Here is a 14,076-nt window from a genome sequence, read left to right as displayed (position 1 = left end):
TCGGGATTGTCTTTTAATCTGTGCATCTGTGGGAAATAAAGGATAGCTACAAGCAGTAGTGAGCTTCCGACTATCGAATAAGAGAGTAGATGTGAGTGCTTTATACTCTGCCATCATTAACCTATATTTTATAGTGTTCATTAACTGCTCGTTACTATTAGCGAGTAATGCTACCTTACAAATCTCAGGCTGGCAACCAGAGGCTGGCAGCTTGCAGCTATATTTATTCTTAAGCTAACAAATAGTAGCTAGCTATTCATCGCTACTTATATACTGCTAAGTACGAAACATTACTATAAAATCAACCGTATTGGGTGATAGAATTTAATGAGTAACATTTAAACTTTACGATACAATCCTTCCTCATACAAGTAGAAATTTCTTCATAAGTTTAGGTTAATGAAAAAAATTTCAGAAGGATTAGCCCCTCAGACGGAGGGGCTTTTTTATTTATAGCATATTAAATTTCCCTACTATAACGTCTCTATCCGAAGCATATAGACTTTGTTGATTATCATTTTTACACTCGTGGATGACGGAACGTGCCGGATATGAATTTTTCAATAATATATATCGGCCGTATAAGGGCACCGATCACTGTACAAGGGCATGTGATATTGGCAACCGTGCGGTACAGTTCAGTGTACATTTACCGGTGTGGAGACATCAATTCCGACAAAGAGTGATTCTCCTTATCGGTCTTAAGTTTTGCCTCACTTGCGGTAGGAGGTTGTTCAACGTAAAGAATGGGGTTTGTTTTTTGTGAATAACATAACCTAAATACAGGGAATCACAATATCAATAGTTTGAGACGAGGTCTCTACCATGCCTCTGACGACAGCCGGTTTACCGCAAATGTCAGATATTCCAATCAGGATTGTTTTGGAGGGTTTGATTATGCGCTGATCTACACCGGAAAGTAATTAACAACCTTAAAATCAATGCATAAAAGGGCTGTTGATATCGAATCAAAGCTCTTTTATACAATTTAAGGCTGAAAAGTCTTATGTAGGTTTTTGGGTATTTTTCGTAGGAAAGTCATCCCTAACATTCTTTAGTTGCATGATATTTTTTTACTGTAATATGCCTTTAAGGTCGTTTACCTTAATATTTTTATTGCTCCCCTGCATTGGTGTATGTCAATATCAGCGAGCAGACAGCCTAGAAATCATCATAAAGAATGCTCCTAACGATGCAGCAAAAGTTCTTCGTCTTAACGAATTAGTTACCATTCTTCGTGAGCGAAACAACACCAAAGCATTACACTATGCCCAGGAGGCACTCGAACTTGCCAGTAAACTGAATTATGAAGCCGGACTAGGGCCTGCCAAAGAAAACCTCGGCTGGATATACTACCGTTTTGGCAATCTCTCCGAAGCCTTTCAACTTTCAACTGATGCGCTCGCCCTCAGTGAATTGCAATTCGATACGGCTACTATGGCACGGAGCCTCAACAGTATAGCGGCCATTTATTTCGATCAGAAATTATATCCGCAGGCCATTACGTATTTCAGACGCACGTATGCCTTAAATGAAAAGACTGGCGATCTCGCTACAGCCGCGCGCACATTGAGCAACATAGCGTATGTGCTGCTGCATACCAATCGATATGACTCTGCTGTAATTTATGCACAACGTGCATACGACCTGAGTAATCGTAGCGGAAACAACTATAGCAAAAGCGCAGTGCTACGCATGTTAGGCGATATAGACTTATTCAGGAAGGATTACGAAGGTGCTGAAGAAAAATTCAGCAAGGCATTGTTACTGGCCCGTATGGATGGTAAAACGTACCACCAGGCATCTATACTGCGCAGGATTGGAAATTTATACCTGCAGCAAAATCATACAGACAAAGCATTGCAGTATTTCTTTGAGAATACTGCCCTCGCCAAGAAGTATGGATACCAGGACGAACTTGAGAATACGTACAAGCTCGTTGCGCAGGCTTTCATAACCAAGAAAAATCATACAAAGGCACTGGAGTATCAAACCGCTTATCAACGTATACACGACTCACTTTACGACAAGCGCAATAGCGAATACCTGGCTTTGCAACAAGCACGTTTCGATTCTGAGATCAAGGAAACTCAGATTGAACTGCTCACAAAAGATGCCGAGCTTAAACAGGAAGAGATCAACAACCAGCGTGTGTGGATATACTTTTCGTTTGGCTGCTTAAGTCTTATGTTGATGCTGGCGCTGGTGCTGTTTTATAATAACCGCCTTAGAAAACGCTCTCACGATAATCTTGCCGAGAAGAACCGCGAGATCGCCCAGCAGGCGATGCAGTTGAGCAATGTGAATGACACAAAAGATAAACTTTTCTCGATCATCAGCCATGATTTGCGCGGCCCATTGGCAAGCTTGCGCGGATTGATGAACCTCGTAGGAGAGACAGGGCTTACGCAGGAAGAATTTCAATATGCTTCCAATACCCTGAAGCAAAACCTCGATGCTGTTCAGGAAAACCTTGAGAACCTTTTGTACTGGGCACAGTCGCAATTGAAAGGACTGCAGGTGAATATGGAGTCTACGTCTGTAAAAATGGTAGCAGATGATATCATTGCTCTTTATGCCGGGGCGGCCAAGAGTAAAGATATATCTATACTCAATGAGTTGGAGCAGGATCATTGTGTGCTGGTAGACAAGAACCATTTGCGCATGATCTTCCGCAACCTGATCTCGAATGCTATAAAATTCAATTCGCAGCGCGGATTGGTAGTTATCGCTCAAAAACGTTTTGCAGATTACATGGAAGTATCGGTATCAGACTCGGGTGTAGGGATGCGTGCTTCTGATGTAGTAAAGCTTTTCAATGCGGAAACACACTTTACAAAATTAGGCACACACCAGGAAAAGGGTGTTGGTATAGGTCTGCTGCTAATCAAAGAATTTATTGAGCACAACGAAGGCACAATTGCCGTACAAAGTGCCGAAGGAAAAGGAACTACGTTTACCTTCCGACTCAAGCTGGATATGGCCACCGTTAAAAGAGAAGAAGGAGCATTAAGCTCCTCCTTTTAATTTTTTTACTTCAGCTTCGTACGCTGGCAGGTTCGGTTTTTGATTGTCGGGTATATTCTTGATGGCAATCTCCCAGTTCTTGATCGCATTCTTTTTATCGCCTAATGCAGTATAACCACGGGCAAGGCCTACATAGGTAGTGAATGTATCGTCAGGGTGAAGCTGGCGATTGAGTTTGAATACTTCCATGGCTTTTTGAGATTTGCCCGCTGCCAGTAATGACCGGCCGTATTGATGTACATCAGGTACATGCGCTGTAGGCAGTTTAATGGCTTTGTCCATAACAGCATCGGCTTCTGCATCGCGCTTCATGGCATATAGCACCAGCGCTTTGGTTTGCAGTGAAGCGAAATCCTCACGGCCTATAAACGTTCCGCTGATGGCATTATCAGCCCAGGTCAGTGCTTCTTCCAGGTTTATCTTGTTCTGTGCACAGAATTGTGCCGCATCCATCCACGGAGTATAATCGAAGCCCATGCGGTTGCCCATCAGCTCACCACGGATCTTCTCTACATACAGCTCATTTACATTGGGTACTTCTATCTTGAATGGAACGCGCTTGTTTTCCCACTGCAGAAATGCTACAGAAGAGTTAGGTTCGCGATCGGTAAAACTATAAGTGAGGTACTCCGTATACTCTGCATCTTCCGGAGTTGTTTTTACACGCAGTGCATCATCTTTCGGATCGTAGTAATAACTTCCCCAGCGATCGGAAGTCTTGGAGAAGATCCATGTCCACGGCCCATCTTTTTCTACATCGAGGAACAGACCATATTTACCGGCCTTCAACTTTTCTCCGCCAATCTTTACATCGTTCGAGAATGTGATTACTGTATTCTCATTGGCACCGGCACGCCACGGAGCTGCTTTGGAAGTGCCGTAGCCCTGGTCTATAAATCCGTAGTGCACCAGCTCGCCCCAGATATGCCCTTTACGGTCGTCACCGTTGGGCGCATGTACGTTGGGACTGCTATAGTCAATAGTAACCGAAACCGGACCAATCCATTGTGTTACCGTGGATTTCTGATTATCGCCACTGGGTGGCAGAGAAATACTTTGTGCTGCAGCATAAAAGCCTGCTGCAAGGGCCACGAGAAATGCTAAAATTTTTTTCATAGCGTGGTGGGTTATATGGCAATTAACGATTTATACTGTTAAAGCGATGTCACCCTTCACGCGGGATTTACAGTGTTCCTTTTTGAAGGGTTTTATTCGGTACTAAAACCTGAAGAGCGGCAGGCAATACTTCAATAGTAAAAGTTGTATCATGACCGCTCGGTTCACCATCCACATGAAATGCTATAGGCCTCGATGTTTTAACAACCAGCGATCTGCCTTCCCACATCTCGCAGAAAGAAGAATTACCAAGTCCGCCGGTAAACATGTTATAGACGAAGTCAACGCGATAAGCCGGTACTCTTTTCACCAGCGTTACATGCAGCAGTTGATCGCGCACCGAAGCGGCCGGAGCAATACGGGCGTTGTTGCCATATTGTGAGGAATTTGCAATGGCCAGTATAAATGCGCTGCGTGAGAAGGTACTTCCATCGATCGATAGTTCCATATCAAACTCACGAAAGGCAAAGAACTCTTCAACGGTAAGCTTCACATAGCCGGCCAGCCCGCGCTTGGTCTTGCCACCAAAGAGGTTGGCAATGTGCCCGTCAAAACCGATACCTGAAACGTTGAGCGATAGTTTACCATTTACCGTAAAGGCATCCATCTTCAACACTGAGCTATCGAACAACGATAGCGCTGCCTGCCCAACAGTAAGCGGTATACCCAGGTGCCGTGATAATCCGTTGCCAGAGCCACGTGGTATAATGCCCATCGGTATATCACCTTTCAGCGCCCCGCGGGCCACTTCGTTTATGGTTCCATCACCTCCTACAGCCACTACAAAATCAAAGCCTTGCTGCCTGGCGTTTTCCGCCAGTTCTATTGCATGGCCTGGTGCCCGCGTAAATTCTACCGTACACTCTACATTGTTCTTCACGCACGCATCAACAATGCGTCCTTCAACAGCAGGCTGATACCCCGTACCTGCATACTTGTTGACAATGAATAATACCTTCTTACCTTCGTTGTTCACGGTTCAACATTACTAATTTTTATGGAATCGGAATTTCAATCGCCCAGAAAGTTACTATTCAAGGCCTGGAATAAAGAAACAAAGTTACTGATGCGTCTCGATACTATTGAGTGTATAAAAGGGGAGCTGGTAAAAAAAGATCATATACTGTTACAGTTCACGGGCCTGTACGACAAAGCCGGTGAGGAGCTATATGAAATGGATATCCTGCTGGTGGGTAAAGACCGGTATGTAATTGCCTGGCGTGGCGATCCGGCTGCCTGGCATATGGTGCAAGTATATAATCACGCTGTTCATCAGCCGCTTTCGCAGGCGGTGGCCAGGAGTGGTGTAAAGCTCTGCAGTTACTTTGAGTCAGAAAAGAAGTGAATTACTTCTTCTTTACTTTCTCTTCAATATATTTTACGGCCTGTCCGTAGGTTTGGAGTTTCTCAGCATCATCATCCGGAATGCGGATGTCGAATGTCTGCTCAAATTCCATCACAATTTCTGCATAGTCGAGAGAATCGATTCCGAGGTCTTTAACAAAATTGGCTTCAGGGGTAATTTCAGATGCTGCGATGCCGAGTTTTTCTGTCAGTATTTTGGTGACTTTCTGCGGAATGTCTTGCATGAGGTGATATTATGTTTGGCAAATGTATTAAAACCATTCCAAATTTCTAATTTTTGTAAATCGGCTATGGTAACGGCCGGAACTTCAGCTACATAAATCTACTGAAGCAAATTATTACCGCCTAAAAGCGCATGAAAAATTCTGTGCCCTTGCCTACGGTAGACTTCACGCTCAATGTACCCTGATGCTGGCGCATAATCTGACGCGACAAACTCAGTCCTATACCAGAGCCGGTTTTCTTGGTAGTGAAGAACGGAATGAATATTTTTTCGAGTGCTTCCGGGTCAATGCCTGTACCATTGTCTTTGATGGCAATTACCGGCCGCGACTTTTCATTGAGGTATGCGCGCAGTTCAATGGTTTTATCCTCCTGGTCTTCGAATGCCTGTGTAGCATTTTTGAAGAGGTTGATCACTACCTGCTCAATCATGTTTTTATCGGCAGAAATTGTGAGGTCTTCAGGATATATCGAGATCGATACGTGGATATTCTTTTCGGAGATATCTTTCTTGTGCAGCATGATCAGCTCATCCAGCAACGAGCGTACATCGATCTGTGTAGGGCGGGGTTTGGGAATAGAGGTAAGACTGCGAAACTCCTTCACAAAATGGATCAGCCCCTCGCTGCGTTTGCTGATGGTTTGCAGGGAGAGATGTATATCGCTGAGTTGATCTTTACTCAGTGGAACTCCATTGTTCTCGTTGATGTGTGGTTTCAGTTCTTCTTCCACAATGCCCGCCAGCGAAGAAATAGGGGTTACAGAGTTCATGATCTCATGTGTAAGTACGCGCACCAGGTTCTGCCAGGCTTCCATTTCTTTTTCTTCCAGTTCACTCTGGATGTTCTGCACGGATATCAGTTTTACGTTCTCCCCCCGCAGCGTGAGCTCGATCGCATAGATGGAGAGTTGTACAATCTCTTCGCCGATCTTCAGGCGCACCAGCTCCCGGCCTCCTGTTTTCAGTTTCGTGAATACATTTACCAGCGTATCGCTTACTTCCGTAAGGTCGCGTATGTTTTCAATGCGGTTCATCTTCAAAAGTTTGCGTGCAGCGCTGTTGAAGATCTCTACCGTTCCGTCTTCCTTAAACACGATGAGACCTATCCCCACATGCATCACAATATTTTTGAAGAAGAGCGATTCCGAGTCTTTTTCGCTGCGTGAGCTGCGCAATTTCAGCAGCGCTTCATTCAGCTCCTGATGAAGTCTCCGAACAGCGGGATCATCGCTTTCTGTTTTGAATGAATAAGAGAGATCATCGAATTTTACAGAGTCGAGGAACGAGGCTATGTTTTCATGCGAGCGATCGAGGTATGCAATGAGCAATTTGATCTGGTAAGCACTAAGGCCCAGAAAGACCAGCGTGTAAACCCAGCTTCGCTCTGAAAAAGCAAAGAAGCAAAACAGAAAAATAGATGCAGCCAGAAAAGCTACGCGTGGTACGACTGGTGACCGCCAGTTAAAATCCATAAGCAAGGGTAATGGTAAAAACTATTATACGCAAGTAATCGCCCCCAGACTACTAACGCAAAGATTCAGGCACAAGTTGGTAAATTTAAAACTAAGATGTACTATGTACGATATTGATACAAAAGTGTACGCAGCGAACACCGGGTAGAAGAAGAGGGATTAGAAGATTGTAGATTGTAATTATGTAATTATAAGATTTGAAAATTTGAAAAATTGAAAGATTAGTATCCCGCTATATTCCAGGTTTATCCTCAGAAATAACGATCCCTTAATTTTTAACCTTCCAATCTTCCACTACCGCCTCGTGTGCCATTACCCCTACAACATTTTTATATAATACAAAAGACATCATAATGCAGGAATGACGTTGTAACTTTCCATAAAAACTATACTCTATGCCTGTATATAGTTCTTCTTTTGATGGCAGCCGTTTCTCCCGATATATAGCTTGCCTGATAATGGCGCTGTTGTTGTGGCAGTGTGCGCCAGAGTCTAAACAGCAAATGCTGCTGGAACTATTGCCGCCCGAACGCACCGGTATAGATTTTGTGAACCAGCTCTATGACGATGAAAACCTGAACATCATTACATTCGAATATTTTTATAATGGCGGAGGTGTAGGCATACTCGATGTAAACAATGACGGTAAAAAAGATGTATTCTTTGCTGCCAACATGAGCAGCAACCGGTTATACCTGAACAAGGGTAACTTAAAATTTGAGGATATTACCAAACCTGCACATCTGGCAACACTCGGCAAGTGGGCAACCGGAGTATCGATTGTGGATATTAACCAGGATGGCTGGCAGGACATATATGTATGCTATGCCGGCCCGTTTGAAAAACCTGCCCAGCTTGCCAACGAGCTATATATCAATAACCATGACAATACATTTACAGAAAAAGCACATGCTTATGGTTTGGATGATATTGGCCATTCGGTGCAGGCCGCTTTCTTTGACTACGATCGCGATGGCGACCTCGATGTATATATACTAACGAATATAACCGATGAAACGGGTCCCAATGTAATTCGCCCCAAGCGGTTGCATGGCGAGATGATCAACACCGACCGGTTATATCGCAACAACGGTAATAATACGTTTACCAATGTTTCAAATGAAGCCGGTATTACTATAGAAGGATACGGACTGGGTGTAGCCATTAACGATATTAACCAGGATGGCTGGCCTGATATTTTTGTTTCGAACGATTATCTCTCGAACGATCTGCTATATATCAACAACCATGACGGTACATTTACTGATCGGGCAGGGCAATACTTCGGTCATACCAGTTACTCGGCTATGGGCAATGATGTATCTGACTATAACAACGATGGTTTGGCCGACATAGTGGAGGTAGACATGTTGCCTTACACGAACCTGCGGCAAAAACTTATGTTTGGCTCTACCAACTACGACCGCTATCGCTCTGAGATACAATATGGCTATACACCGCAGTACATGCGTAATACACTACAGTTAAATAACGGAAAGGATAAATCCGGTCGTGTGGTTTTTAGTGAAGTGGGGCAACTGGCAGGAGTGGAGGCTACCGATTGGAGCTGGAGCCCGCTGTTTATGGATGTAGACAATGATGGCTGGCGCGACCTGCTCATTACCAACGGTTATCCGCGGGATATTACGAATCGTGATTTTGTAAGTTATCGTATGCAGGAATTTCTGCACGATGGATACAATGCATCTACCAGAAAGAAATGGCTTAAAGCAATCAACAGCCTGGCGGGTGCACACTTTCCCGTGATGGGTTTTCGCAATAACGGAAACCTTACCTTTACTGATCAGTCAACGGCATGGGGGTTAACCACTCCGGTATATTCAGCGGGCGCTGCCTATGCAGATCTTGATAACGATGGCGACCTGGACTATATCACCAACAATATTAACGGGCCGGCATGTGTGTATGAGAATCACGCGAATGTACAATTGCAAAATCATTACCTGCGTTTTCAACTGCACGGTCCTTCCGGAAACCGTGAAGGATATGGCACACGTGTAATACTATATATTGGAAAAGATTCTATTCAGTCTGTTGAACATTCGCCTTATCGCGGCTATCAATCTACCGTGGAACAGAATATACATTTTGGTTTGGGGAAGAAACATCAGGTTGATTCGGTGATCGTATACTGGCCGGATGGTAAAAAGCAAACGCTGAAAAATATACAGGCAGATCAGGTACTTGTTATAAAGTATACGGAAGCATCGACACCAGCGACTGATAAACCGCTGATTGAACTTTCGCTTTTTGAGCAGTTGAAAAGTACAGGCATAGCATACAAACACGAAGAAACGGAGTATGCAGATTTCAAGATCGAACCACTACTGCCACACAAATTCTCTGAAGAGGGGCCGGGCCTTGCGGTAGGTGATATCAATGGCGATGGATTGGATGATGTTTTCATTGGTGGAGCATTTCATCAATCCGGAAAGTTCTTCGTACAACAACGTTCCGGAAAATTTATAGCAAGGCCGCTGATACAAGGGGAGAAGGTGGAGGAGGATATAGGCGCGTTGCTCTTTGATGCCGATGGCGACCATGATAATGATCTATACGTGGTGAGCGGAGGAAATGAATTTGAAGCGGAATCGCGTTACTACCAGGATAGATTATATGTAAATGACGGTAGCGGTAACTTCAAATATAGCGCAGATGCATTGCCTGTATTCCACAGCAGCGGTTCGTGTGCAGTAGCGGCAGATTTTGATCGCGATGGTGATCTTGATCTGTTTATTGGTGGCCGCCATACGCCACATCAATATCCGCAGGCAGGGAAAAGCTGCATTCTGCAAAACGATCATGGCAGGTTTACCGATGTAACTGAGCGCGTAGCACCGGGCCTGCGAACAGTAGGCATGGTAACGAGCGCACTGTGGACGGACGTAGATAATGATGATGAACCCGACCTGATGGTAGCAGGCGAATGGATGCCGGTTACTATCTTTCATAATAAGAATGGTACGTTGACGAATGCCACAACGATACCTCATTCAATCGGCTGGTGGAACAGTGTACAGGGTGGCGACTTTGATGAAGATGGTGATACTGATTATATACTGGGAAATCTAGGCTTGAACTCGCGGTATAAAACATCACCCGGAAAACCGGTAAGTATATATTCTGATGACTTTAATGATGACGGCGTGCATGAAGCACTGCTGGCGTATTATATAGAAGGTGTGAATCGTCCGGCTCATCCCCGCGATGACCTGTTTCAACAGATTGTTTCCTTTAAAAAGCGATATCCGAGCTACAAAATATATGCTAACGAAACGATGGATAGCCTCATCCTTAAAACCAAACATACCCCGAAGGTGATTCGGGTAGAAGTATTAAACAGCAGTTATCTGGAAAATAAAGGTAAAGGAGCATGGGAACTAAGACCACTACCACTGCAAGCGCAAATGGCTCCTGTATATGGTATAGCAGTCGGTGACTATAATCATGATGGTCATGCAGATGTTGTGCTCGCAGGTAACTCCAACGCTGCTGATGTTCTTACCGGTCGTTACGATGCCGGTAAAGGATTGGTATTGTTGGGAGATGGCACCGGTAAGTTGTGGCCGGTAGGGCTGCAGAAGAGTGGACTTCTCATTGAAGGTGCAGCAAGAGGGCTGGCGACTTTGACTCTAAATGGGGGAGGTACGCTCATGCTAGCCGCCCAAAACAACGATACATTGTGCGTATTCAAAACATCAAATGAGAAAGGCTATGTAATATCTGTAGAGCCCGATGATATATATGCCATACAAGTATACAAAAATCGCAAACGCGTAAAGACAGAGTTCTACTTTGGTTGCGGTTATCTTTCACAATCATCACGTAAACTGTTGGTTCCCGGTGCACCAGAGCAAGTTTTGATTTACCACAGAAGTGGAAAGTCTCGCATGGTTACGGGGCAGCCATAGCGGGTAAAGAAATCAATCAAAATAAATAGATACAACTCGATGTAATGAATAGCCTGAATCTATTTATGGAATAATGCCGCTGATTTTTAAGTTTGAATCCAATTTCAGAGGGTATCAAACAACCATGCGGATTTTATTGATCATAGGAATATTACTCGCGGCTCTGACGCTGACGTCTGCACAGACCAGTACTCCTGCTCGTTTACTCCAGCAATTAAGGGAACCTGCCCACGATACTACACGCGTAAATCTGTACTACAAGCTTTCGCATTACTATTGGTACCGCAATGCCGATAGTGCCATTCTCATGGCGGATAAATCACTGGCCCTGGCAAAATCCATTAATTTTAAAAAGGGTATAGCGCTGGCTTATCTTACCAAAGGCGTATCGCTTGTTGCCAAGGGAAGCTTTCCGGAAGCGCTGGATTGCCATCTGCAGGCACTCCGCCTAAGTGAAGAATTGCATATGGCCGGGCTTAGCGGTAATACTTATAACAATATTGGTATTGTGTATTCCAGCTTGGGTAACTATGCCAAAGCGGTGGAATGCTTCGAAAAATCGATCGAGCTGATGAAACCATACGGGCCAGCGGCGGTATACAACGGGCTGATTAACATCGCGGATATATATACGCAGAAAAAGGAATATGAAAAGGCGTTGACATATACCCGGGAGGCTTACAAGATCACCCAGGAATTGAATGACTCGTCTGGTATGTCCGTTACATTATATAACATTGGTGAGATATACGAGCGTACAGGGCGGTATGACGAAGCACTGCCATATCTGACACAGTCGCTGGCTATGTCTCAACGGTTGAACGACATTGAAGGAATATCTTTTAGTTACAACACCATAGCAAAGGTATATGCTGGCAAAAAGCAATACGCTAAAAGTATATACTACGCACAACTTAGCATGAAGAACATTGATCCGGGGGGAAACAAGGAATTGATCACCAGTGCCTGTCATATTTTGTATGAAGGATACAGGCAAACCAATAACCCGGAGCGTGCACTCTATTATCGCAATCGCGAGATCGAGCTGAAGGAAAATCTTTACAGCATTGAAAAGGAGCGGCAAGCTAACACATTACAGGCGCAGCACGACCTGGAACGGAAGCAGCATCAGATTGAATTGCTTGAAAAAGACAAAGCGCTCCAGCAGAAAGAAATTGTTCGCGAAAAATTCAAGTTGAGAACCTATATAGCAGGTGTGTTTATACTGACAATGGTAATTATATACCTCGTTGTCTCCAATGTGCGATGGAAGAAATTCAACGAGCTTCTGAAAGAGCGCAATGCAGCAATCATCTCTCAAAAGCAGAAGATCGATGAACAGAACGATCACCTGGAGAAGCTGAATGCCATCAAGAACCGGTTGATATCCATTATTAGTCACGATTTCAGGAGCCCGTTGCATTCGCTGCAAAGCCTTGTAGAGCTTATGAAAGAAGGTACGCTTACAAACGAAGAGATCGCATTGATGAGCGACCTGGTAGGAGAGAAGCTGAGTGTAACGGTACAACTTGTAGAGAATATGTTGCATTGGGCTAAAAGCCAAATGGACGGTATGTCTCTTCAAACCGAAAACTTTGATTTAAAGCAGGTAGTAGCCGATAATGTACGCCTTGTGCAAGGCCAGGCCGATATGAAGCAGGTGGTAGTCTCCAACGATGTAACTTCCCCAACCCTTGCCTATGCTGATAAGGCCACAGTAGATATTGTGTTGCGAAACCTGATGAGCAATGCTATCAAGTTTTCACGCGCAGGCGATCAGTTGTTCCTTTCGGTAGCAGAGCACGATCAGCAGTATATAAAAGTGATTGTAAAAGATACCGGTCGTGGTATACCGTTGGAGAAGCAATCTCATCTCTTTAACGGTTTTGCCGGATTTACGACTCCGGGTACATCGAATGAAAAAGGTACCGGCCTCGGATTAACGCTGTGTAAAGAGCTTGTAGAGAAAAACGGAGGCTCTATCTGGTTTGAAAGTGTGCCAGGAAAAGGAAGCTCCTTTATATTCACAATCCCCCGGGCAGCGGCTTAATCTTCTTTTACTTTAGAGAGATAACGGATCTCATAGCGATCCTGATTTTGTTCATGAAACAGCGGTCGCTTGGCCTTTTGTAATACTAACTGATCTCCATTTACCTTTAGCACCGTAAGTCGTTCAACAATCTTGTTATCGTTGTCGCGGTAAAGTAATGTATCCTGATGCCACTCGTAGTACAGGTAACGGAATTCCTTGTCGAGCGTCATGCGCAGGCGTCCATCCGGTTGAAAATGATAAAGTATCTCCGGGTCACTTCCATACGTCATCATATCAAAGCCGTTGTGATAATTATAGACCGAGTCTACTTTCCAGGTGGCCAGCAATTCCGTTTCGTTGGTGTTCGCGCAGGCAGCGGTAAAGAATATACAAACAGAGGCGACCAAAATTCTCATAGGGTAATATAAAAAATCAGCGCAGGCTGTGCACCCGCGCTGATGGAAAAAAAGTATGTCAGTAATTTTCGTTCTGAATCAATATACCGTTGCTCAAGTCAATTTCACGTTGTGGCAGCGGATAGTAATAGTGCTTCGGTCTTACAAATACACGGGCTGGCTTATATGGGCCGCGGGCGATGGCATAGTGTGCTACGATATCGATAAGCCCTGCTTTATCCCAGCGCATTAAATCCTGATGGCGGTCGTTCTCACCAGCCAGCTCTACGCGGCGTTCGTGCATGATGTCGGCCATGGTTGCATTGGTTTTAGGATCGAGTCCTGCGCGTGCGCGCACAGCATTCAGCTCGGCATCACCATTTTGATTGGAACGTATCTTCGCTTCAGCTACCAACAGGTATACATCCGCAGAGCGCATCCATGGAGCGTTCAGGCTTTGACTCATATCACCACCGTCTGTAAAGTTGGTATACTTACGGAAGGCATAGCCGGT

General features: G+C 44.6%; 10 protein-coding genes. 4 read left to right on the top strand and 6 right to left on the bottom strand.

Features of this window, described 5'->3' with window-relative positions:
* The first annotated feature begins 1,116 nt into the window (after positions 1–1,116).
* Positions 1,117–3,027 carry a tetratricopeptide repeat-containing sensor histidine kinase gene (locus V7Q33_RS21975; protein WP_333821284.1) on the top strand — a complete coding sequence of 637 codons (1,911 nt, stop codon included), beginning with the start codon at positions 1,117–1,119 and terminating at the stop codon, positions 3,025–3,027.
* Here the strand turns inward: V7Q33_RS21975 and V7Q33_RS21970 are convergent.
* On the bottom strand, positions 3,010–4,143 hold the full coding sequence (locus V7Q33_RS21970) for a DUF2911 domain-containing protein (RefSeq protein ID WP_333821283.1): 1,134 nt from the start codon (positions 4,141–4,143) through the stop codon (positions 3,010–3,012). The two genes, V7Q33_RS21975 and V7Q33_RS21970, sit on opposite strands and share 18 nt — an antisense overlap.
* A 67-nt stretch (positions 4,144–4,210) precedes the next feature.
* Complete coding sequence (locus V7Q33_RS21965; RefSeq protein WP_333821282.1) at positions 4,211–5,119, bottom strand: diacylglycerol/lipid kinase family protein; 909 nt, start codon at positions 5,117–5,119, stop codon at positions 4,211–4,213.
* Between the two features lie 21 nt (positions 5,120–5,140).
* Between V7Q33_RS21965 and V7Q33_RS21960 the strand changes: the two genes are divergently transcribed.
* Positions 5,141–5,488, top strand: a complete 348-nt coding sequence (locus V7Q33_RS21960) for a YopX family protein (RefSeq protein ID WP_331978002.1) — start codon at positions 5,141–5,143, stop codon at positions 5,486–5,488.
* A 1-nt stretch (position 5,489) separates the two neighbouring features.
* Here V7Q33_RS21960 and V7Q33_RS21955 read toward each other — a convergent pair whose 3' ends face one another.
* Together V7Q33_RS21955 and V7Q33_RS21950 are read right to left on the bottom strand one after the other, a co-directional pair.
* Positions 5,490–5,732, bottom strand: coding sequence for an acyl carrier protein (locus V7Q33_RS21955; protein ID WP_331966382.1), 243 nt, complete (start codon positions 5,730–5,732; stop codon positions 5,490–5,492).
* Between the two features lie 121 nt (positions 5,733–5,853).
* The gene (locus V7Q33_RS21950; RefSeq protein WP_333821281.1) at positions 5,854–7,203 is read right to left on the bottom strand and encodes a sensor histidine kinase; all 1,350 of its coding nucleotides are present in this window, start codon (positions 7,201–7,203) and stop codon (positions 5,854–5,856) included.
* 395 nt (positions 7,204–7,598) lie between these two features.
* Here V7Q33_RS21950 and V7Q33_RS21945 point away from each other — a divergent pair, with 395 nt between their 5' ends.
* Positions 7,599–11,135, top strand: coding sequence for a VCBS repeat-containing protein (locus V7Q33_RS21945; protein WP_333821280.1), 3,537 nt, complete (start codon positions 7,599–7,601; stop codon positions 11,133–11,135).
* A 124-nt stretch (positions 11,136–11,259) separates the two neighbouring features.
* Positions 11,260–13,185 carry a tetratricopeptide repeat-containing sensor histidine kinase gene (locus V7Q33_RS21940; RefSeq protein ID WP_333821279.1) on the top strand — a complete coding sequence of 642 codons (1,926 nt, stop codon included), beginning with the start codon at positions 11,260–11,262 and terminating at the stop codon, positions 13,183–13,185.
* On the opposite strand, the gene V7Q33_RS21935 is transcribed toward V7Q33_RS21940, so the two are convergent.
* Together V7Q33_RS21935 and V7Q33_RS21930 are read right to left on the bottom strand one after the other, a co-directional pair.
* On the bottom strand, positions 13,182–13,583 hold the full coding sequence (locus tag V7Q33_RS21935; protein ID WP_331980900.1) for a hypothetical protein: 402 nt from the start codon (positions 13,581–13,583) through the stop codon (positions 13,182–13,184). The genes V7Q33_RS21940 and V7Q33_RS21935 overlap by 4 nt on opposite strands.
* A 58-nt stretch (positions 13,584–13,641) precedes the next feature.
* The coding region (locus V7Q33_RS21930; RefSeq protein ID WP_333821278.1) for a RagB/SusD family nutrient uptake outer membrane protein at positions 13,642–14,076 on the bottom strand (435 nt) is incomplete at its 5' end.

Source organism: Ohtaekwangia sp., assembly GCF_036786105.1.
In the GTDB taxonomy this organism is placed as follows: domain Bacteria; phylum Bacteroidota; class Bacteroidia; order Cytophagales; family Cyclobacteriaceae; genus Ohtaekwangia.
Note: the sequence above shows the minus strand (reverse complement) of the source record. Positions and strands in the feature narration are given on the sequence as shown.

Coding starts and splice junctions, on each gene's coding strand:
- V7Q33_RS21935 (WP_331980900.1), bottom strand. CDS start 13,583: ATGAGAATTTTGGTCGCCTCTGTTTGTATATTCTTTACCGCTGCCTGC.
- V7Q33_RS21945 (WP_333821280.1), top strand. CDS start 7,599: ATGCCTGTATATAGTTCTTCTTTTGATGGCAGCCGTTTCTCCCGATAT.
- V7Q33_RS21955 (WP_331966382.1), bottom strand. CDS start 5,732: ATGCAAGACATTCCGCAGAAAGTCACCAAAATACTGACAGAAAAACTC.
- V7Q33_RS21940 (WP_333821279.1), top strand. CDS start 11,260: ATGCGGATTTTATTGATCATAGGAATATTACTCGCGGCTCTGACGCTG.
- V7Q33_RS21970 (WP_333821283.1), bottom strand. CDS start 4,143: ATGAAAAAAATTTTAGCATTTCTCGTGGCCCTTGCAGCAGGCTTTTAT.
- V7Q33_RS21960 (WP_331978002.1), top strand. CDS start 5,141: ATGGAATCGGAATTTCAATCGCCCAGAAAGTTACTATTCAAGGCCTGG.
- V7Q33_RS21950 (WP_333821281.1), bottom strand. CDS start 7,203: ATGGATTTTAACTGGCGGTCACCAGTCGTACCACGCGTAGCTTTTCTG.